The 19,891-nt window shown below is 39.9% G+C and carries 18 protein-coding genes and 1 riboswitch; of the genes, 4 read left to right on the forward strand and 14 right to left on the reverse strand.

Annotation, left to right across the window (positions count from 1 at the left end):
* The first annotated feature begins 25 nt into the window (after window positions 1-25).
* The gene (locus QCD85_RS20075; protein ID WP_301263687.1) at window positions 26-1,171 is read left to right on the forward strand and encodes a virulence factor; all 1,146 of its coding nucleotides are present in this window, start codon (window positions 26-28) and stop codon (window positions 1,169-1,171) included.
* Window positions 1,172-1,307: 136 nt separating this feature from the next.
* A riboswitch (Lysine riboswitch) is annotated at window positions 1,308-1,505 on the forward strand.
* A gap of 147 nt (window positions 1,506-1,652) precedes the next feature.
* The gene (locus QCD85_RS20080) at window positions 1,653-3,131 is read left to right on the forward strand and encodes an amino acid permease (protein ID WP_274171880.1); all 1,479 of its coding nucleotides are present in this window, start codon (window positions 1,653-1,655) and stop codon (window positions 3,129-3,131) included.
* A 190-nt stretch (window positions 3,132-3,321) separates the two neighbouring features.
* Here the strand turns inward: QCD85_RS20080 and QCD85_RS20085 are convergent, their stop codons facing one another.
* From QCD85_RS20085 to QCD85_RS20105, 5 genes are all read right to left on the reverse strand, one after another.
* Window positions 3,322-4,254 carry a glycoside hydrolase family 43 protein gene (locus tag QCD85_RS20085; RefSeq protein ID WP_273616359.1) on the reverse strand — a complete coding sequence of 311 codons (933 nt, stop codon included), beginning with the start codon at window positions 4,252-4,254 and terminating at the stop codon, window positions 3,322-3,324.
* Window positions 4,255-4,779: 525 nt separating this feature from the next.
* Window positions 4,780-5,901 (reverse strand): transglutaminase domain-containing protein, encoded by a 1,122-nt coding sequence (locus QCD85_RS20090; RefSeq protein WP_273613593.1) that lies wholly within the window; start codon window positions 5,899-5,901, stop codon window positions 4,780-4,782.
* A 241-nt stretch (window positions 5,902-6,142) separates the two neighbouring features.
* Window positions 6,143-7,240: an alpha/beta hydrolase gene (locus QCD85_RS20095; protein ID WP_301263688.1), complete on the reverse strand. Its 1,098-nt coding sequence runs from the start codon at window positions 7,238-7,240 to the stop codon at window positions 6,143-6,145.
* Between the two features lie 253 nt (window positions 7,241-7,493).
* Window positions 7,494-7,823 carry a DUF3139 domain-containing protein gene (locus tag QCD85_RS20100; protein WP_273613595.1) on the reverse strand — a complete coding sequence of 110 codons (330 nt, stop codon included), beginning with the start codon at window positions 7,821-7,823 and terminating at the stop codon, window positions 7,494-7,496.
* 16 nt (window positions 7,824-7,839) lie between these two features.
* Complete coding sequence (locus QCD85_RS20105; protein ID WP_301263689.1) at window positions 7,840-8,106, reverse strand: hypothetical protein; 267 nt, start codon at window positions 8,104-8,106, stop codon at window positions 7,840-7,842.
* 75 nt (window positions 8,107-8,181) lie between these two features.
* On the opposite strand from QCD85_RS20105, the gene QCD85_RS20110 reads away from it, so the two are divergent.
* Complete coding sequence (locus QCD85_RS20110; RefSeq protein ID WP_301263690.1) at window positions 8,182-8,439, forward strand: GrpB family protein; 258 nt, start codon at window positions 8,182-8,184, stop codon at window positions 8,437-8,439.
* A 98-nt stretch (window positions 8,440-8,537) separates the two neighbouring features.
* Here QCD85_RS20110 and xylB read toward each other — a convergent pair whose 3' ends face one another.
* Window positions 8,538-10,034, reverse strand: coding sequence for a xylulokinase (gene xylB / locus QCD85_RS20115; RefSeq protein WP_301263691.1), 1,497 nt, complete (start codon window positions 10,032-10,034; stop codon window positions 8,538-8,540).
* A 643-nt stretch (window positions 10,035-10,677) separates the two neighbouring features.
* The gene (gene xylA, locus QCD85_RS20120; protein WP_069325632.1) at window positions 10,678-11,994 is read right to left on the reverse strand and encodes a xylose isomerase; all 1,317 of its coding nucleotides are present in this window, start codon (window positions 11,992-11,994) and stop codon (window positions 10,678-10,680) included.
* A gap of 234 nt (window positions 11,995-12,228) precedes the next feature.
* Here xylA and QCD85_RS20125 point away from each other — a divergent pair, with 234 nt between their 5' ends.
* Entirely contained in the window at window positions 12,229-13,392 is a 1,164-nt protein-coding gene (locus QCD85_RS20125; RefSeq protein ID WP_274171873.1) for an ROK family protein, read from the forward strand.
* Window positions 13,393-13,914: 522 nt separating this feature from the next.
* Here the strand turns inward: QCD85_RS20125 and QCD85_RS20130 are convergent.
* From QCD85_RS20130 to kduI, 7 genes are all read right to left on the reverse strand, one after another.
* Window positions 13,915-14,148, reverse strand: a complete 234-nt coding sequence (locus QCD85_RS20130; RefSeq protein ID WP_069325635.1) for a glutaredoxin family protein — start codon at window positions 14,146-14,148, stop codon at window positions 13,915-13,917.
* A 106-nt stretch (window positions 14,149-14,254) separates the two neighbouring features.
* Entirely contained in the window at window positions 14,255-15,199 is a 945-nt protein-coding gene (trxB, locus tag QCD85_RS20135; RefSeq protein WP_273613600.1) for a thioredoxin-disulfide reductase, read from the reverse strand.
* Window positions 15,200-15,467: 268 nt separating this feature from the next.
* On the reverse strand, window positions 15,468-16,298 hold the full coding sequence (locus tag QCD85_RS20140) for an SDR family NAD(P)-dependent oxidoreductase (RefSeq protein WP_273613601.1): 831 nt from the start codon (window positions 16,296-16,298) through the stop codon (window positions 15,468-15,470).
* A gap of 200 nt (window positions 16,299-16,498) precedes the next feature.
* Window positions 16,499-17,347 (reverse strand): sugar phosphate isomerase/epimerase family protein, encoded by an 849-nt coding sequence (locus QCD85_RS20145; RefSeq protein WP_367317671.1) that lies wholly within the window; start codon window positions 17,345-17,347, stop codon window positions 16,499-16,501.
* 69 nt (window positions 17,348-17,416) lie between these two features.
* Window positions 17,417-18,169: a 2-dehydro-3-deoxy-D-gluconate 5-dehydrogenase KduD gene (gene kduD / locus QCD85_RS20150; protein ID WP_274171871.1), complete on the reverse strand. Its 753-nt coding sequence runs from the start codon at window positions 18,167-18,169 to the stop codon at window positions 17,417-17,419.
* 17 nt (window positions 18,170-18,186) lie between these two features.
* Window positions 18,187-18,948, reverse strand: a complete 762-nt coding sequence (locus tag QCD85_RS20155; RefSeq protein ID WP_301263692.1) for a DeoR/GlpR family DNA-binding transcription regulator — start codon at window positions 18,946-18,948, stop codon at window positions 18,187-18,189.
* A gap of 44 nt (window positions 18,949-18,992) precedes the next feature.
* Window positions 18,993-19,823, reverse strand: coding sequence for a 5-dehydro-4-deoxy-D-glucuronate isomerase (gene kduI, locus QCD85_RS20160; protein WP_273613604.1), 831 nt, complete (start codon window positions 19,821-19,823; stop codon window positions 18,993-18,995).
* Between the last annotated feature and the right edge of the window lie 68 nt (window positions 19,824-19,891).

Raw genomic sequence — 19,891 nt, forward strand, 5'->3', positions numbered from 1 at the left:
TCCTAAGGAGGGTATCTACAACATTATGAAAATCACATCTATTGAACCTACGCCAAGTCCGAATACGATGATGTTGCATCTTGATGAGCAATTACCTCATGGTATCCGTAAAACATATACATTAGCGAATGAACGCTCTGCTCCTCTTTTTATTCAGCAAATGCTTCATATTACAGGAGTCAAAAGTGTATTCCATACCGCAGACTTTGTAGCGTTGGATCGTAAAGCAAGTGCCGACTGGTCGGATATCTTAAATGAAGTACAAGCACAGATGGGTCAAGAAGGTGTAGAAAATAAATTTGAAGTACCGACAGATCTCTCAGGTGAGCACTTTGGTGAAGCAGAAGTATTTGTGCAATTTTTCCGCGGGATTCCGATGCAGATTCGGGTGAAGTCTGGAACAAAAGAAGAACGTATTGGGCTAGCAGATCGATTTGTACAGGCAGTGACAGAAGTAGCAGTCGCTACGATGATCAAAGAACGCAAATTGACTGATTATGGTGTTCGTTATGGTGAACTTGCTGATATTGCACGCGAAGTCGAACAAGAGCTTGAAGCGGCTTTTCCAGAAGATCGGTTGAAAAAGATTATCGAACAAGCGATTTCTCATGGCGCAAGCCAGGAAGAATTTGTAGAACAGCGTCGTAAAATGAACGCAGACGAAATTGCTGTAGCACTTAAAAATCCAGATTGGCGTGTACGTTATGCGGCTTTTGATCTGTTGCAACCAGATGCAGATAGCTTACCTTTAATCGAAAAAGCTTTATTTGATGAAAAAATGCAATTGCGTCGTCTTGCAGTCGTCTATCTCGGTGATCTCAAAACACCTGCGGCGATGGAACTATTATATCAAGCACTACAAGATAAATCAGCCGCGGTTCGTCGTACAGCAGGTGATACTTTATCAGATATTGGTGATCCTGCGGCAACACCAGCAATGCTAGCTACACTCAAAGACAGCAGTAAATTGGTGCGCTGGCGTGCTGCTCGTTTCTTGTATGAAGTCGGAACTGAAGAAGCACGTGACGAATTAGAATTAGCTGTTGATGATCCTGAATTTGAAGTGAGTTTGCAAGCCAAAATGGCTCTAGAACGAATCGAATCCGGGGAACAAGCCGCAGGTACAATCTGGCAACAAATGGCGAAAAGTCGTGCCAAAGATAACGGCTAATGATTACAATCATTTGTTCTTCATGAGAGATTCATGATATAAGTAGTTGTCAAATCAAACGACTACACGTATACTGGAAAACAGTCATCTTATCCATGACACTAATTTCATAATAATTGCCTCATCACACAATATCCGATGAGGTAGAGGTCGCAACTATAATGAGTCTATTTGGAGAAAGCGTAAGAGCCGCTGTTGATCCCAAATAAAAAGGTATCGTTGCCGAAGTATAACTAATGCTCTGTTGTTAGTTATGCTGGGGCTGTCTCCGAAAGGAACAGAACTGTCACAGTGAACCATCTACAGATGATTCCTGTGTTGAGCTATCTTTACAAAGGAAAAGTATGGTGCGGATCATAATTAAAGGATCACGTATATATACGTGGTCTTTTTTGTTGTGTTCTTGCGTGTATGTCCTTCCTTTATTTATTCACAGCATAAATTCATATGCTTAATTCAGTAAGGAGTGTATATAACTATTATGGCATCTTCATCTTCTCCATCTTCACCACCGCGTGAACTCAAAGCAGGTCTACGGGCAAGACATATGACAATGATCGCTCTCGGCGGTTCGATCGGTACTGGTCTATTTCTCGCCAGTGGCGGCGCCGTTGCTCAGGCAGGCCCTGGCGGTGCATTACTCGCGTATGCTTGTGTAGGTATTATGGTGTATTTTCTAATGACCAGTCTAGGGGAAATGGCAACGTATCGTCCTGAATCCGGTTCGTTCAATACGTATGCGGCTCGTTATGTTGATCCTGCTTTTGGATTCGCAATGGGTTGGAATTTCTGGTACAACTGGGCGATTACGATTGCAGCGGAATTGTCTGCGGCAACGATTATTATTAAGTACTGGTTCCCGGAAAGTTCTTCGTTTATCTGGAGTCTATTGTTTCTAGCGGTTATCTTTTTACTTAATGTTCTGTCTGTTAAAGGTTACGGAGAATCGGAATACTGGTTCGCGATGATCAAAATTGTAGTTGTTATTCTTTTCCTTGTTGTTGGGGTGTTAATGATCTTCGGGATTCTCGGTGGTAAAGCGGTAGGATTCAGCAACTTTACTGTAGGGGATGCTCCGTTTAATGGAGGACTGTTAGCCTTTATCGGTGTATTTATGGCGGCAGGATTTTCATTTCAAGGAACAGAGTTAATCGGGGTTGCAGCCGGTGAAAGTGAAAATCCACGTGAACATGTACCGAAAGCGATTCGTCAGGTATTCTGGCGTATTCTTATTTTTTATATTTTAGCGATTTTGGTGATTGGATTAATTATTCCTTACACCACACCTTCTCTTTTGAATGGTGAGCTAACCGATATAGGTGTTAGCCCATTTACACTGGTATTTGAAAAAGCAGGGCTTGCGTTTGCAGCAGCAGTCATGAATGCTGTTATTCTATCTTCGGTTCTATCGGCCGGTAACTCGGGGATGTATGCTTCTACTCGTGTATTGTATGCACTGGCGAAAGAAGGCAAAGCGCCTCGTATCTTCGGACGACTGAATCGTCGCGGGATTCCACAAAATGCGTTATTGTTAACGACTGCTGTAGGAATGTTAGCTTTTCTAGCTTCTTTGTTCGGGGATGGAATTGTGTATCAATGGTTACTTAATGCTTCAGGAATGTGCGGCTTTATCACCTGGCTTGGAATCGCAATTAGTCATTACCGCTTCCGTCGTGCTTTTTACGCACAGGGTAAAAGTATGGATGAGTTGCCTTTCAAAGCAAAATGGTTCCCATTTGGCCCATTATTTGCTTTTGTGTTATGTGCTATTGTTATTCTGGGTCAAAGTCTATCGTATATTACACCGGAAGCTATTGACTGGAAATCGATTTTCGCTTCATATATCAGTGTGCCTTTATTTCTTATCTTATGGTTAGGATATAAGTTGATCAATCATACAAAAGTGGTTCCACTGACAGAATGTGATCTCAATAGCGGGCATTCTTTAGACAAAAAATAAAGTCATCCGCTATAACATTAAACAAAACAGCTATACCACTCAATCCAAAAACACCTTCTACACTCTATGCTTATCCAAGCACTATAGAGGTAGAAGGTGTTTTTTTAGTTAGGGATCCGTCTATTTATGATTTGAGCTGATGATTGGTAGGAAGAGTAATCGTGATCAGCTTGCCTTGTATTGATGACTACTAATACGTAGGCCAACCACTGGAATCCCAGTTGAGATCACTAATTAACAGCTTGGGTGCTCCATTATCATTGGCATCATACGCATGACGAGCAATAATATTATTGCCAACGATGTCTTCACCACCCGGGCCTTTCCATTGAGCGTTACCACTATCTAAAATCGTACCGCCACCATTAAGCATATTAACACCATTTTTATCTACATAAGGACCGGTAATACTTGTAGAGCGTCCATAGACAATTTTGTACGTACTATTTACACCTTTACAGCAGTTATCAATAGAAGCGAACAAGTAGTAATATCCGTTACGGTACGTGATTGATGGTGCTTCAATTGCTCCACCATTGTTAGGACGAGCCGCAATCGAAGTGATACTGCCTGTTGGTTTCATTGTATTTTTGTCCAGTTTGGTTAATTTAAGACCGCTCCAGAATGAACCGAAAGCTAACCATGGATTACCAGAAGCATCGATTACCAATTCAGGATCGATCGCATTGTAATCGTTAGAACCTGAAGTTGTGCGTAATACTAGACCATCATCACGCCAGCTACCTGCACCAATACTACTTGCTGAAGCTAATCCAATAGCCGATGTATTGGAACCAAAAGAAGAAATCGAATAGTACAACCATGTACGGCCATTATATGTTTTTACATCAGGCGCCCAGACATCATTTGTTGCTTGTTTGGGTACATATGTTTTCCACCATGCTGGAGGAGATAAGAATACTTGCGGTACACGATACCAGTTGTTGCCATTATCGGATTTTAAAACTTGAATACCTTGTCCGGTCGAAAAAGTGTACCAGCTATTTCCTTCTTTAATTAAAGAGGGATCATGGACACCGACATCTCCTGATAATGGCCAGGCTGCCGCAAAAATTTTACCGTTAGGTACAACAGAAAAAAGAAGTGCTGTTAAGGTCAACATTAAAACTAATTTGCTTTTCAGCTTCATATGAATGATGTTCGCCTCCTGCTTCCGAAGTCCGCTATCTGTTACTGTTACAACGTTTAGCGCCTACATTTAATTATAAAGCGCTTTCAATTATGTACAATATAATATTAAAGCATCTTTACACCAATCAATTTATTGATATTTTTATGTATATTTAATTAATATATTTGTTTATTAAGTAGCATTTTTATTAATTTATAAATAGAAATATACATTATCAAAAGGTATATTCATCGTTTAAAATTTATATACATTTTTAGATGTATAACAATATCGAATTAACGTTTATCTTTTTATATACGATATCCCTCTTTATTTTTTTGAGAATATTGGTTTATTTGCTAAATAAGATGAGTATATCTATATGCTTATAAGGTGTGAAAATGATATGAATAATGCGTCGATAAAGAATAATAAAACAGCAAAAAGGATCGGATATAATATCCGACCCTTCTTTTAAAAATAATAAATGTAGTCTATCGACCTTTTATTTAGATCTTATTTCCAAGACAAGTTAACTTTAAGATCGTTAGAACTTCCTAGCGATTGTACAGTGTAGGAGATTGATTTGATCCCTACAGAAGATAGACGACTTAGATCACTTTTTAAACTAGTGATATTACCGCTATAACGGAATACCAATGAAGATTGTCCGCCTGCTTTAGCATTTTTCACTTGTTCTTTTAAAGCTGTTGCTGAGTCTACTGCCGCTGGAGAGTTATCTACAGCATAATTTAAGTTTTGTTCCAATTGTTTGTAAAATCCTGAAGTGTCGCCACCGGAAGCAATTAATGTGTTCAATGTATCCTTGTAAGCTACATTTGCCGCAGGATACGTTTTGGTCCAGTTATGATCTTGTTTCATCTGAGCATCGGTACGTAGATAATAATTCGTATCTACTCCATCGCCTTGATCGGGTAATGGATCATCCCATGTTGTATCCATGTGGTACCAATTTCCATCGATATTCACAAGGTTCCAAGCATGAAGCTCGCCGCCTGCTGTACCTTCTACAATTTTGTTCTCTACGCCAGCTTGTTTGAGCAATGCATACGTCAATAACGCATAACCCTGACATACAGCTGTACCATCATGCAACGCTTCATAAGCCGTATAACGTGTATACGTTTCATCATATTTCAGATGTTGGACTACCCAATCATGAATCGCTTTTACTTTCTGGTGATCGTTCATACCCGGTGTAATAATTTGAGCGACCGTCTGAACGACTTGATCATTTACATATTTAGTCTGAGCGACTGTCTCGCGGTACTTCATATCTACCGTTACCAGAGCAGAATACGCATTACTGCGCCATGTTAGACCATAGCTATCCAAGATATACATTGTATATGGATCTTTTTCCAATGCTGTCTCAAATGAGTCTTGTAACATTGCTTTTAATTTGGCTGTACTGCCTTTGTACGTAAATGTTACTTGTGCACTACGATTCATTAATCCTTTGTACAATTGATCAACGATATCTGATGTGCTGTTTACAGTGATCTGTGAAGTAGCCGCGTATGCAGTATTACCACTAAACGAAATCGCTGGAACTGTAGAAAATACTAATGTTCCGGCTAAAAGGGTCTTCACCCAAAGTTGACTTGATCTATTCATGCAGACGTAACCGCCCTTCATCGTGTAGGTAATAGGTAAACATAACTATAGTGAGTGAGCAACTTAGCAATGATAAGCGTTATAATCTGTAGGACGATCTGTCGATTATATTTACTTATTTATAGAGTATAAGCTTAATTATAGTCGTTATAAACTGGATTGTACACAACCGCATATTTTCATGAGATATATGTATCCATTTTGATATTACTAACGAATAATATTACTTTATCACTATATTTTAATTATCGGTTGCAGATGCTTTTTCATTTACTGATTTGAGCCAACTTATTGGACTTTTCCATACACGAATATTCATTTTTTTAGCGGTCGTCTTATTTACGATAGGCGATTGAGTAATCGCTTTGGTTCTAGGTTGAGCATGCTTTACATGTTCATCCAAAAACGGCAACACTTTCGCCCAGAAATGAGGATCTTTTTGTGAAGAACTATGTCCATTCGTATCTACAAATAATGTCTCAATCGGTGGTGTGACTTGCCCCATAACAAATTCTAATTCAGTCGGTGGAATAAAAGCGTCTCCGCGCGAATGGATCATCAGAATCGGCAAATCGGCTTCTTTACGTGCTTCATTGATCGAGAATACGGTATTTTTCTGTTGATATTCTTTGAGCGAAATATGAGAACGATAAAACCAGATTCTTGGAATAATATTAGCCATCGGAAATAGTGGTAGCCCCCGACGCTTAAATTCAGCTTCAAGCACACTCTCAAATTGAGCAGGCATCGAATCAGTAATAACAGCTCGTACAGGCAATCCATAAGGAAGTGACAAAATAGTACCCAGTCCACCCATAGAATGCCCTAACACTCCAATCCGCTGAGGATCAATCTCTGGAATATGTACAGCATAATCCAGTGCCGCCAAAATATCATCCCGAAATGTATATGCAGAAGGTGCTTCGATCGGTTCACTATGTCCATGACTACGCGCATCATACATCAAAAGGGCATATCCTGCTTCCCATAATGGCTCAATATAGCGCAGTACCCGGGAACGATTAGAACCCCAACCATGAGCAATAATCATCAATGGTGCAGACGTTGTAGAATCCATATGATCTGTTGGATCTTTGATCGTGTTGTGATCTGTAGGATGTTGTTGATCTTCTTGTATTTTAGAAGGAATAAACCACCCTTGAATACGTAGACCGTCGCTCAAAAATTCAATATCTTGATAAGGCATCGCAGGCTTACGCTCTACCGGAATACGTTTGGGTGTTTGCGCTTTGACCGCTGTATTCCACACCATTCTTGTTCCTGCAAGTGCTAATACTGCTCCACTTACGCCACCAATTAACCAATATCGTTTATCCATCAGGGTTCCTCCTTTTTTAATGTAAAAATCATGTATCTTATATTTGAAATGTATAATAGAATCCATTCCGCCGACACTTATTTAAACATATGTCTATTATTACACATTTGTTCTGAGATACTAAACAATTTTATTATTTATGAAGGATATTTATAGTGGAGAATGATTAATGTCGAAATAATTAGTTCAGATTTTACTATATTGTAGGTTATCGCGACTTCCTATTATTTATTATTGCTTACTACTATGTAGATTACGGATTTTCTGCATGAATATATTTTTGCTTCAAATCATTAATAGCAGGGATACAATGATACTGCTCCATTTGTCCATTGTCTGATTTATACATATACATTGCATTTCTTTCGTCTTTGAATATTACACTTGTGCTGACTACAGGTGCTTTACTAATATACGTTTTGATTTCAGCAATATCTGTACTTTGATATCCTTTTTCCAGTACCAGATAGTTGATGACTTTTTGAGTCACTTGTTTTTTGTAATACTCTACTCCAAAATGAAAAAGAAGAGCGCTAATAACGACTACAATACAGATTTTGAGCGAAATATTTTGGTTTTTCATCTCTTTTACTCCTTTCTTAAATAAACATATTTACTACATATGACCAATCTTGAAGTTCTACTAAGGAACCTGCAAATACAGCAGATATTCCTATAACTATCCCTACCAATCTATTCACTTTTCGTTCACTCATCTTTGTTTTTTCAAATAAAAAGATCAAACCTACAACCGATAAAAGATAAGCAATTTGTTGAGTACTATCTCCCCAGATCAAGCCGATACTATAAGACAAACAGAAAGCCATACTTAACGATAACAGTAGTAAGGGGATACGTAATTTCATATGAATTGTCCTCCTTTATTTGTTCACAACAAGTTATAATACAACTTCATCATTTCTATAAAAGGATGTGTATATATGCCAAAAAATGAATTAGGTATTGCTAAAAATCAAATCAAGCTTGTTGATTACGATCCTGACTGGATTGGATTATTTGAAAATATGAAAAAAAGCATCTGTACTGCCACCTCATTACATCCAAATAGAGTACAACATATTGGAAGTACAGCGATTACTAATATCCAAGCCAAACCTGTAATCGATATTCTTGTCGGGATTGATCATTTAGAGCAAGTAACTATGTATGATGAGTATTTGAAAACGATAATTTTGTAATATATTTCCACTTTAAAGCAAAAACCCTTCTTTGTGTTGTAAAAGAAGGGTTTTGTTGATTATTATTTTTCCATCTATACGTTCATCTATACGTTCATCTATCCGCGAAAAGCCGCCAAACGTTTATTCAATTCCGCAGTCTGTCCATAAATATCCTGATAAATCGCAAACAACTGATCATACTTTTCAGCACGCTCTGGATCAGGTTGATAAGACTTCGCGTGACGTAAAAATGCCGCTGCACAGTCTTGCAAAGATGGGAACCACCCGCTACCATAAGCCGCTAACATAGCCGCTCCCATAGCAGGCCCTTGCTCATTTTCTAAACGAACAATCTCAGCGTTAAAGATATCTGCTTGCATTTGTAACCAAGTCTCATTCTTCGCTCCGCCACCGATCGATACGACAGAAGTGATACTTTTGCCTGATTCGCGTAAAATATCAATCGATTCTCGTAAAGAGAATGTAATTCCTTCCAATACAGCACGCGCAAAATGCGGTAACTTGTGCGCGGCATCAATACCGATAAAGCTTCCACGAATATCTGCATCCGGATGAGGTGTACGTTCACCTACGATATAAGGTGTGAATAACAACCCTTCTGCACCTGCCGCTACGTTGTTCACGCCATGCAATAACTGGTCAAATGAAAGGTCTTTGCCAAATGCACTGCGGAACCATTCTAGACTGTACCCTGCCGCAAGAGTAACGCCCATAATATAAAAAGCATCTTGCTCGCTATGATTAAAGAAATGAACTTTCCCTGCAAAATCCAAATCTTTGCGTTCTTCATAAGACAGCACGACACCGGATGTACCGATACTGCACATCGTCTGCCCTTCACTTAGAATTCCTGCACCAATCGCACCACAAGCATTATCTGCTCCACCACCATAGACGCGTGTATTTACACTCAATCCTGTCTGTTCAGCGACTTCCGGCAATAATCCACCTACATCATCAAATGATTCGATTAGACGCGGAAGCAACGACATAGGCAAATCAAAAGCTGAAGCGATCTTCTCACTCCACTGCTTACCGGTTACATCGAGTAACAATGTGCCTGCCGCATCGGAATAATCCATCGCTAGATCACCTGTTAACTGGTAACGCACATAATCTTTCGGTAGCAAAACTAATCGTGCCGCTTCCATATGCTCTGGCTCATTTTCCTGCACCCATAAGATTTTGGGCAATGTAAATCCTTCCAACGCTCGATTACGAGCAATCTGTAATAATTCATCACCTAAGGTTTTTTCAATTCGGCGACACTGCTTACTGGTACGTGTATCATTCCACAAAATCGCTGGACGAATTACCTTATTGTCTCCATCCAACAACACCAATCCATGCATTTGCCCCGAAAAGCTCAACCCTTCAATTTCTTCAGACGCTACACCTGAAATCTCTACTAACCGACGGAGCGATGTTAACGTCCCTTTTACCCAATCTTCAGGACTCTGTTCGCTATATCCTGCTTTCGGTTGAGATAACGGATACGATTCAGACGTCTCATAAGCAATATTCCCCTGCTTATCCACCAACACCGTCTTCACCGCACTCGTCCCCAAATCAACCCCAATCACATAACTCATCCTTACCCCTCCTTCAATTTATCTTTGCTACACAAATAATTACTAAATATATCAAAAAAATTAAATCCCTTTTACCACTTCATAACACCTTTAATTCCATACCTCTATATTTTTCTTTCATCACATAAAATGCTAATCATTATTTATTATCTCTAAACTTATTGCCAACCATTATTACGTATTCTACGCCCATAACTGCACTCATAGCAGACATCTACTCACAATAAATCATTCAATCTTCTAATCTTTTAACCTTTTAATCTTTTAATCTTTTAAAACTTTATATTTATTTATATTTTTGCCCTATATCAAAACCAAAAGCATTTTCCCAAAATGCTTACCGCATCAAAAAATGCCTCCCTCCCCACAAGGGAATAAGGGAGACATGCCTTTGACCTTATCTTTTAGCGTTATCTTTTGCTCTAATCTTCTATCCTAATCCACAGTACCTACACGCTCAAGCGAAGAGAATCTATTCTTCTGAAAGAGCGAAGCGCTCGCCTTTAAGGTTGGATATCGACTGCCTAGCAGTCTAACCAAGATATCCAACCTTACCAGCGACGACAAGAAGAATAAATTCTCGTAGCGCTCTAACGTTAGTACACTATATTTAAACTAAATTAATCCCTAAAGTGTATCCCTCTTATTCCGTCACCAAATACTGATTAAGAACAGATTTCAACCATTCTTCACGACCAGATTCATTGGCACGAGGAGTTTCATTATTAAGCGCATACTCTGCTAGTGAAGACAATGTCGCTTTACCGCTCAATACATCGGCTCCAATACCTTCTTGGAAACTGCTGTACCGTTTGTCGATAAAGTCTTCAAATACACGATCTTCGATCAGACGCGCTGCTGTTGTTAGACCTTTAGCAAAAGTATCCATTCCAGCGATATGAGCTAAGAACAAATCTTCTGGCTCAAAAGAAGGACGACGTACTTTCGCATCAAAGTTAACGCCACCTTTGCCTAGACCGCCATTTTGCAACACTTCATACATTGTTAAAGTCGCTGCATAAAGATCTACCGGGAATTCATCCGTATCCCATCCGATCAATAGATCCCCCTGATTCGCATCCAGTGATCCTAACATACCATTCGTACGAGCAACACGTAATTCATGTTGGAAATTGTGTCCTGCAAGCGTCGCATGGTTCGCTTCCAAGTTCAATTTGAAATGTTTATCCAGACCATTTTTTTGCAAGAACGCAATGGTAGTTGCCGCATCAAAATCATATTGGTGTTTTGTCGGCTCTTTTGGTTTGGGTTCGATCAAGAATTGAGCATCAAACTGAATTTCTTTCGCATAATCGATCGCCATATGGAACATACGTGAAATATTATCTTGTTCTAGTGCATAGTCCGTATTGAGCAATGTCTCATACCCTTCACGACCGCCCCAGAACACATAGTTTTCAGCACCTAGACGTTTACCTACTTCAAGACCTTTTTTGATCTGAGCCGCTGCATGAGCGTACACATCTGCATTACTCGTTGAAGCTGCACCATGCATAAAGCGTGGATTACTGAACATATTCGCTGTATTCCAGAGCAATTTTTTACCGGATTGTTTCATATATCCTTCTAAAAGGTCGACAATCGTATCAATATTGCTGTAAAATTCTCGCAAGCTATCTCCTTCAGGAGCGATATCTACATCATGGAAACAGAAGTAAGGCATATCAAGCTTATCCATTAATTCAAATAGTGCTTCAGCACGAGCTTTGGCAAGATCAAGACCTGTATACGAATCCCAAGGACGCACTGCTGTATTCACACCAAATGGATCAGCTCCACCTGCTACCATCGTATGCCAGTAAGCCATACCGAAGCGCAAATGTTCTTCCATTGTTTTACCAGCGATCACTTGAGTCGGGTTATAAAATTTAAAAGCGTATGGATTTTTGGATTGGACACCTTCGTAAGTAATTTTTTCGATATTTGCAAAGTAAGCCATAAATAAAATCCTCCTCTTATCATTCGTATGAGATTGTTACAAAAATCTCTTTTAGAGCGGCTTAGTAAGCAGAGAAGGTGCGCCTAAAATCGATCATCTAACAATCATTTAGCAGAACAATGTATCCAACATAATCAAAAAGAAATCGTTTACATCGCTATCCTAACATATATGATATACTTTGTCTATCGGTTAAACAAAGTTAGTGAATAGTCATCTGAAAGGAAGAAAATTATGAAAATCACAGGTGATCAAGCGCTTGTCAAAAAGATAAATAAGTCTCTGGTGTTAGATAATATTCGCCAGTATGCTCCTCTATCACGTACTCAAGTCTCCCAATCAACAGGGCTGAATAAAGCCACAGTCTCCAATCTTGTACAAGAGTTGATTGATGATCAACTGGTAATCGAATCCGGTCAAGGACAGTCTAGTGGTGGACGTAAGCCGTTGATTTTGTTGTTTAACAAAAATGCAGGTTATGCCGCAGGTGTAGAGATTACAGTCAACGAGCTTATTTTGATTCTGACCAATCTAGAAGGTGAAATTATTGCCAACTCGACCTCTCCTCTTGCTAGTCATCAAGTGACTGATGTTATTGAGCAGCTACAGACCGAAATGACTGTATTGTTGCGCAATCTGCCTGATTCGATCCATGGAATTATCGGTATGGGAGTAGGTGTACCAGGAATGGTGGATGAACAAGGAAATGTATTATTTGCACCCAACCTCGGTTGGGAAGGTGTTGCTTTACGAGAACAATTAGAGCATTTATTTCATATTCCTGTGATTGTCGATAATGAAGCCAATGCAGGGGCACTCGGAGAATTGCAGTTCGGTGCAGGTAGACAAGCTCAACATCTGGTCTATGTCAGTGTAGGAACAGGGATAGGTTCTGGCATCATTATTGAAGGGGAACTGTACAAAGGCTCACGCGGTTATGCGGGAGAAACAGGGCATATGTCTGTAGAATCTTACGGTCTGCCTTGTTCTTGTGGTAGTCAGGGGTGTTGGGAATTATATGCTTCTGAACTGGCTTACGATCATGCTGTCAAAGAACCGATTCCCGGTAGTACTACCGCAGATTGGGTAAGACGTGCTGAATTCGATGAACCGGAAGCTAGAGATTTATTTCAAAAAATCGGTGAATATCTAGGGATTGGTATTACCAATCTAGTCAATGGATTTAACCCTGAATTAGTGATTATTGGCGGGCATATGAGACAGGCAGAACCATGGATCGATCAGTATTTACAAGAGGTGGTATCCCGAAGAACTCTTCCTTATCATCGCCAAAAGTTAATCATTCAATACTCCGAATTACAAGATCAATCGACTGTGATCGGTACAGCCTATATGGCTGTCTCACAATTTCTAGGTCGGGTAAAAGTATCGCTTTAATATCATTTGGACACAATTCTTAATTATTTTAATAGTAAATGTGAATTATTTATCTTAAATTTGACGTAAAATTGCCTTATTTTAGTGGAAAATCTATTGCTCTTTCGGTCTATAATTTCGTTATGTGTTATGCAATACGAACGAATGTGAAACGGAGAGAGCTACCATGAACCTGTTGGGAACTGCCGACATTTCGCTGCCTTTTTACGTAATGTTGTTTTTATTTTCTTTTATCATCGTTCCATTAGTAAGCCTGAGTGTGTTTAACTTCTCACAAGCGAGGCGCAAAAAGGGCGTATCCTTTTTGATCGCAGGTTTTGGATTTTTTATGATTTTTCGCGCTGTCACCCAGTTATTATTTTAGATACGATATCATGTGTTAGTATGCTCCACATTATTTTTTTGATACAAATGTACTTTATTTGCACAACGTACATGTTTTTCTTCATTCTTATAGGATTATCTAATCAACAAAAAAACGGCAACCCATCATCCGGGCTACCGTTTATTTTTTTGCTTATTTTACGCTTCTGCTAGCGCTTTGTTAAATTGGGTCATATTCATACCCATAATTTTGTACTCACCGATCAATGTAACTGGAACAGCACGTACACCCATGTTCCAAGCTTCTTCTGCATATTTTTCTTCCAATTCGATATTACGTTCTTCGAATTCGATGCCTTTGTCATTCAAAAAACTTTTCACCTGTTTGCAATGCGGGCAGTTAGTACTTGTATAAACGATAGCTTTTTCCATAATAATGTAACACTCCTTTTATCAAATTAGATTATGTAGATAGCAGAACTTGAAGCTATTCTGCTACCTGTAGACATTATATATGTTAGATCTGTATAAAATACAATTAACCCATAACGACTTCTTGATGTTCCAACGCTTCGATAAATTTCTCACAGTCCATCGCTGCCATACAGCCACTACCTGCTGCTGTAATCGCTTGACGGTAACGAGTATCTTGCACATCGCCACAAGCGAATACGCCCGGAATATTGGTCTCTGACGTACCTGGGTTAGATACGATATAACCATTCGCATCCGTTGTGAGTTGATTGTTCAAGAATCCTGTATTGGGATGATGACCAATCGCTACGAATACGCCATGTGCAGGAATGATTTCTTCTTGCCCTGTATTGTTGTTCATCACTTTAAGACCTGTTACACCGCTATCGCCAGCAACCACTTCAAGTGGATTTTGGTTCAAAGCCCATTCGATTTTTTCATTGGAACGAGCACGATCTTGCATGATTTTGGAAGCACGCAATTCTTCGCGACGGTGAACCAGTGTTACTTTAGAAGCAAAACGAGTTAAAAAGCTAGCTTCTTCCAATGCAGAGTCTCCACCACCGACAACCACGATTTCTTTACCGCGGAAAAAGAATCCATCGCAGGTTGCGCAAGTACTTACGCCGCGTCCGATATTATCTTGTTCGTTAGGGATACCTAGATATTTAGCTGTAGCCCCTGTAGAAATAATCAATGTTTCGGTAACCAATTCGCCCATACCTTCTACTTGCAATTTGAACGGACGATCTCCAAGATCTACACTGTTCACCCAACCTGTACGGAATTCTGCACCAAAGCGCTCTGCTTGTTTGCGCATATTGTCCATCAATTCCGGTCCCATAATACCATCAGGGAAGCCCGGGAAATTTTCAACTTCTGTCGTGGTAGTCAACTGACCACCTGGTTGTGGGCCTTCAATAATCAACGGGCTTAGATTTGCACGAGCAAGGTAGATCGCAGCAGTTAGTCCCGCAGGACCTGTTCCAACAATAATTGATTTGTACATATTGCATTCCTCCATATTTAAGATGAGCATGATGATCACACCCAACTGAATGTGTATAGTAATATAAATGTTAAGAGCTAATAGATAATAGTTACAATTAATTGCATACAATTTATAATCATTCTAAACTATTACCAATTATGAGGAAAAGGAGGACTATAGTCAAATGAAGTTTTCATGAAGGGATCACTTGGCACACAAATAAAACCTGCTTTCTTCTATAACAGAAGTCCGCAGGTTTGAAGTCTATATCATATAGGATGATCACTTAATCTTTGTCTAAATGATCGTAAATAACGCCCCAGCCATAACCTGCTTCTGGAGAAGTATCTTCTGGCATACCCGGCAAAATCAATCCGCCATCTACCCGTAAATTGATTCCTGTAATATAAGAAGCGTCATCAGAAGATAACCATGCAACTGCTTTGCCGATATCCGCAGGTGTACCCATACGACCTAAAGGAATCTTACGTCCTAGTGGTTGCTTGATAGCATCGTACTCTAATCGATTTACAGTCGCACCCGGACCTACACAATTCACCCGTATACCGTAAGGAGCAAATTCCAGTGCAAATGAAGCCGCTGAGCGTATCAATGCCGCTTTCATGCCACCATAGATGCTGTCGGTAGGATAAGCACGTTCTGCGCGGGAAGATGTGATAAAAATAATATTTCCAGCAATTTCTTGATCAATCATCGCTTGGGCTGCATATTTGGAAGCTAGAATAGGTGCGCGATAATTAAGATGGATCGAATGATCTAAATCTCCCATTTCCAGATCCAATAAGGCTGTACCGTTGCCTCCACCTGCATTATTAACAAGCAAGTCGATCCTTCCGAAATGTTCTAACGTCTGCTTGATTACCGATTCTGGCTGATCAGGTTGCGTAAGGTCTGTCTGAATAGCAAACGGCTGTGCTCCATAAATATGTGATAATTCTTGAGTCACATTGTCAATATCATCCGATTCTGAATGATATGTAAGCGCAATACGATATCCTTTATGAGCAAGTACTTTGGCGATTCCTCGTCCAAGCCCTATGCCAGCTCCAGTAATCAAAGCTACTTTACGATTTCGATGATGCAGTAAATTATTCATCGTACCCTCCTTCTTCTTATCCCTATCTGCTTCTTCATACATCTGTTAAGAAGAATTAAACATGAACTTAAAGTATGAAGCTTATTGATAACGATAGCAATGATTTAATATTTTGCCACATTCTACAAAAAAAAGAATAGCCTTATGATAAAGGCTATTCTTCAAAAGGAGGATATCGAAAAATAATAATAGCTACACGATTAAGCCTGTACGTCTTGCCAGATCTTACGCATATATAATGATGCTTGCGGAAGGTCATCTAAAGGTACACCTTCTAGTGAAATATCGATATGAGGTTTGTACTCCTGAAGCAAACGGAAAAATAACGGATAATCCAATATACCTGTACCTGCTGTACGATAAGGCTTACTGCCATCCGGTGCAAATGTAAAATCTTTCGCATGGATCAACAACATCCGATGAGCTAACTGTTCAAATGTATCCCGTAAAAAAGCTTCTTGATGATCTACATGTTCCGTTTTCATCATATTACAAGGGTCAAACAGCATACCTATCGCTGTCGTAGGAATATCCTCGATTAACTGTAACATCCGCTCGGTAGAATGAAGCGTATGATCAGCAACCGGTTCGATGGCCATATGTACGCCCCATTTATCAGCTTCTTCGGCTAATTCAGATATTGTTTCTTCCAAAATACGCCAACCTACTTCTGCATATCGTTCCGGTTCTGAAGCTTGATAGGTCGTATACCCACCTGTTTCGGTAGCGACCATACTACATCCAAAGTCACGTGCATATCGCAAATGTTCTTTGAACCGTTCGATGCCATGACGACGTTCACTGAGATCAGGATGAATAGGATCAATATAACAACCCAGTACAGCAATGCGTACATTCTGACGATCAAATTGTTCTGCAATATGATTAGCAAGTCCGGGACTTAATCGACCATTTGATGTATCTATATCCGAGATCGCTTTGGCAAGCGCTAACTGAACAGAAGTGAATCCACCAGCAGACACTTTAGCAGCAAGTTCTGCAAGTGGCAATTGTCCATAAATATGTGCAAGTACGCCTTGTTTCATCATCACACTGCCTTTCTGTTATAGATTCTGTGGTACACATTCATGCTAATCGATACAATCATCCAAATCGAATTAGCGTGCCATCCATCCGCCATCTACACAGATGACATGTCCATTCAAATAATCGGAAGCTTTGGAAGCTAAAAAGACGACAGGTCCTTGCATATCTTCGGCTGTTCCCCAGCGCCCTGCTGGAATACGATCGGTAATCGCATCAAAGCGAGCAGGATCAGCTACAATCGGTGCTGTATTGTCTGTCAGCATATAACCTGGAGCAATCGCATTAATCTGAATCCCTTTGCTTGCCCATTCATTCGCAAGTGCTTTGGTAATTCCTGCAACCCCATGCTTACTGGCTGTATAACCCGGTACATTGATGCCACCTTGATAAGACAACATCGAAGCCACACTAATAATTTTACCGCTTCCTTGTTCGATCATATGACGACCGACCAATTGTGACAGATAAAACACTGTTTCTAAATTAATATCAATCACATCGGCAAAGTCTTTCCACGGATGATCTACTGCTGGAGCACGACGGATAATACCTGCATTGTTGACCAAAATATCGATTTTGCCTTTAAATGCTAATGCTTGATGTACTACATCTTCTAATCGGTCATGCTTGCTCAGATCAGCTTCGATATCGATCGCTTCACGTCCTAATGCTTTTACTTTATCGACTGTATCTTGACTGCTTGAATAAGAGACCGAGATAATATCTGCTCCTGCTTGAGCAAGCCCTAATGCCATTCCCTGTCCCAGACCACCGCTTGATCCTGTAACCAAAGCTACTTTGCCGGTCAAATCAAAACTGTTCATCAATATATTCATCCTTTCTACTGTGTAGCGATATCCAATGGAAGATTGGATTGTTTAAAATGTTCTATCTGTTCAGCAGACAATCCACTATCGGTAATAATCATATCGAGCTGTTGGCAGGCAGCAAATGTCCATAATGCAAATTGTCCGAACTTTTGATGATCGACTACTCCATAGACTTGTTGCGCTGTTTCAACCAGTGCCTTTTTGAAAGGAACCAGATCACCTGTATAGATCGACAATCCAAATTCAGGATGGAGCGCTGTCGAAGATACAAATGCTTTATGAATATTGAGACTGCGTACATACTCTACCGCTTGCGAACTAATCAACATATTACGTGTTCGTTCCCCGCCAGGAACGACCAGACGTACTTGTTCACGCTTGGCAAGTTCACTCAAAATAAACAGGTCATTGGTAACTACAGTTAATGGCACATTAGGCAGTCGCTTGGCGATCTCCAGCGTAGTACTGCCTCCATCGAGTGCAATAATATCGTTAGGCTGTATATAATGAAGCGCCCGCTCGGCGATTTCTACTTTTTCAGACATATGCTTGGTATTGGTTCCTTGACCGGATAAAATGCCATATTGATCATTTTGTGCCAGTACAGCTCCGCCATGTACACGAGTTAACAATCCCATGTCTTCTAACTTAGCTAGATCTTCACGAATCGTTTTGCCTGTAACATTCATCATCTCGCTCAATTGACTGACTGTTACTTCTTGATGAGATATTAATATTTCCATAATGCGTTCATGACGCTTCAATGCACTCATAATTCCCCCGTCCCTTCCAGTATGATGCCGGAATGGTTTTGGGTTTATTTTAAATCTTTCATAGCTACTGCGTCCATATCATCGAACGTTTGATTTTCGCCAGCCATTGCCCAACAGAATGTATAATTGCTTGTACCTACGCCACTATGGATCGACCAGCTTGGAGAAATCGCTACCTGTCCATCACGTACAACAAGATGTTTGGTATTTTGCGGTTCGCCCATAAAGTGGAATACTGTCGCATTTTCATCCAGATTGAAATACAGATAGACTTCAGAACGACGGTTATGAGTATGACAAGGCATTGTATTCCACATATTACCTGGAGCCAGTTCTGTTATTCCCATCACTAACTGACAGCTTTTAATACCGCCTTGATGAATATATTTGTAAATTGTACGCTCATTTGATGTTTTGATATCACCTAGATGACTTGGTGTTGCATCTTCTTGGGTTGCTTTTACGGTTGGATACTGATGGTGTGCGGGTGTAGATACAAAGTAGAACTTAGCGGGCTCACTGCCACTACCTGAAAACGTCACTTCTTTGGTACCCAGTCCGATATACAGACATTCTTTGGCAGCTACTTCATATTCCTGACCATCTGCGGTAACTTTACCGGGAGCTCCAATATTAATAATTCCAATCTCACGACGCTCAAGGAAAAAGTCTGTTCCGATATCTTTAAGATTCACTTCTAATTTGATCTCTTTTGAAGCAGGAACAGCCGAGCCTACAATATAGCGATCTACATGACTGTATACGGTTACAAGTTCATCGGTTTGAAATAAAGATTCGATCAAAAATTCCTCACGTAGACGATCAGTATCAAAAGATTTCACATCATTCGGGTGAGACACATAACGGTTTTCCATTATTATTCATCCTCTCAATAAGTGTAATTTGGATTACTAATGTTCATATAAGTTCATTTTAGTTCATA

Source organism: Paenibacillus sp. PsM32 (assembly GCF_030433815.1).
GTDB classification, from domain to species: Bacteria; Bacillota; Bacilli; order Paenibacillales; family Paenibacillaceae; genus Saccharibacillus; species Saccharibacillus kyungheensis.

Excerpts from the sequence above, each read along its gene's own strand:
- QCD85_RS20075 (WP_301263687.1), top strand. The coding sequence starts at position 26 with ATGAAAATCACATCTATTGAACCTACGCCAAGTCCGAATACGATGATG.
- QCD85_RS20080 (WP_274171880.1), top strand. The coding sequence starts at position 1,653 with ATGGCATCTTCATCTTCTCCATCTTCACCACCGCGTGAACTCAAAGCA.
- QCD85_RS20085 (WP_273616359.1), bottom strand. The coding sequence starts at position 4,254 with ATGTTGACCTTAACAGCACTTCTTTTTTCTGTTGTACCTAACGGTAAA.
- QCD85_RS20090 (WP_273613593.1), bottom strand. The coding sequence starts at position 5,901 with ATGAATAGATCAAGTCAACTTTGGGTGAAGACCCTTTTAGCCGGAACA.
- QCD85_RS20095 (WP_301263688.1), bottom strand. The coding sequence starts at position 7,240 with ATGGATAAACGATATTGGTTAATTGGTGGCGTAAGTGGAGCAGTATTA.
- QCD85_RS20100 (WP_273613595.1), bottom strand. The coding sequence starts at position 7,823 with ATGAAAAACCAAAATATTTCGCTCAAAATCTGTATTGTAGTCGTTATT.
- QCD85_RS20105 (WP_301263689.1), bottom strand. The coding sequence starts at position 8,106 with ATGAAATTACGTATCCCCTTACTACTGTTATCGTTAAGTATGGCTTTC.
- QCD85_RS20110 (WP_301263690.1), top strand. The coding sequence starts at position 8,182 with ATGCCAAAAAATGAATTAGGTATTGCTAAAAATCAAATCAAGCTTGTT.
- xylB (WP_301263691.1), bottom strand. The coding sequence starts at position 10,034 with ATGAGTTATGTGATTGGGGTTGATTTGGGGACGAGTGCGGTGAAGACG.
- xylA (WP_069325632.1), bottom strand. The coding sequence starts at position 11,994 with ATGGCTTACTTTGCAAATATCGAAAAAATTACTTACGAAGGTGTCCAA.
- QCD85_RS20125 (WP_274171873.1), top strand. The coding sequence starts at position 12,229 with ATGAAAATCACAGGTGATCAAGCGCTTGTCAAAAAGATAAATAAGTCT.
- QCD85_RS20130 (WP_069325635.1), bottom strand. The coding sequence starts at position 14,148 with ATGGAAAAAGCTATCGTTTATACAAGTACTAACTGCCCGCATTGCAAA.
- trxB (WP_273613600.1), bottom strand. The coding sequence starts at position 15,199 with ATGTACAAATCAATTATTGTTGGAACAGGTCCTGCGGGACTAACTGCT.
- QCD85_RS20140 (WP_273613601.1), bottom strand. The coding sequence starts at position 16,298 with ATGAATAATTTACTGCATCATCGAAATCGTAAAGTAGCTTTGATTACT.
- QCD85_RS20145 (WP_367317671.1), bottom strand. The coding sequence starts at position 17,347 with ATGATGAAACAAGGCGTACTTGCACATATTTATGGACAATTGCCACTT.
- kduD (WP_274171871.1), bottom strand. The coding sequence starts at position 18,169 with ATGAACAGTTTTGATTTGACCGGCAAAGTAGCTTTGGTTACAGGATCA.
- QCD85_RS20155 (WP_301263692.1), bottom strand. The coding sequence starts at position 18,948 with ATGAGTGCATTGAAGCGTCATGAACGCATTATGGAAATATTAATATCT.
- kduI (WP_273613604.1), bottom strand. The coding sequence starts at position 19,823 with ATGGAAAACCGTTATGTGTCTCACCCGAATGATGTGAAATCTTTTGAT.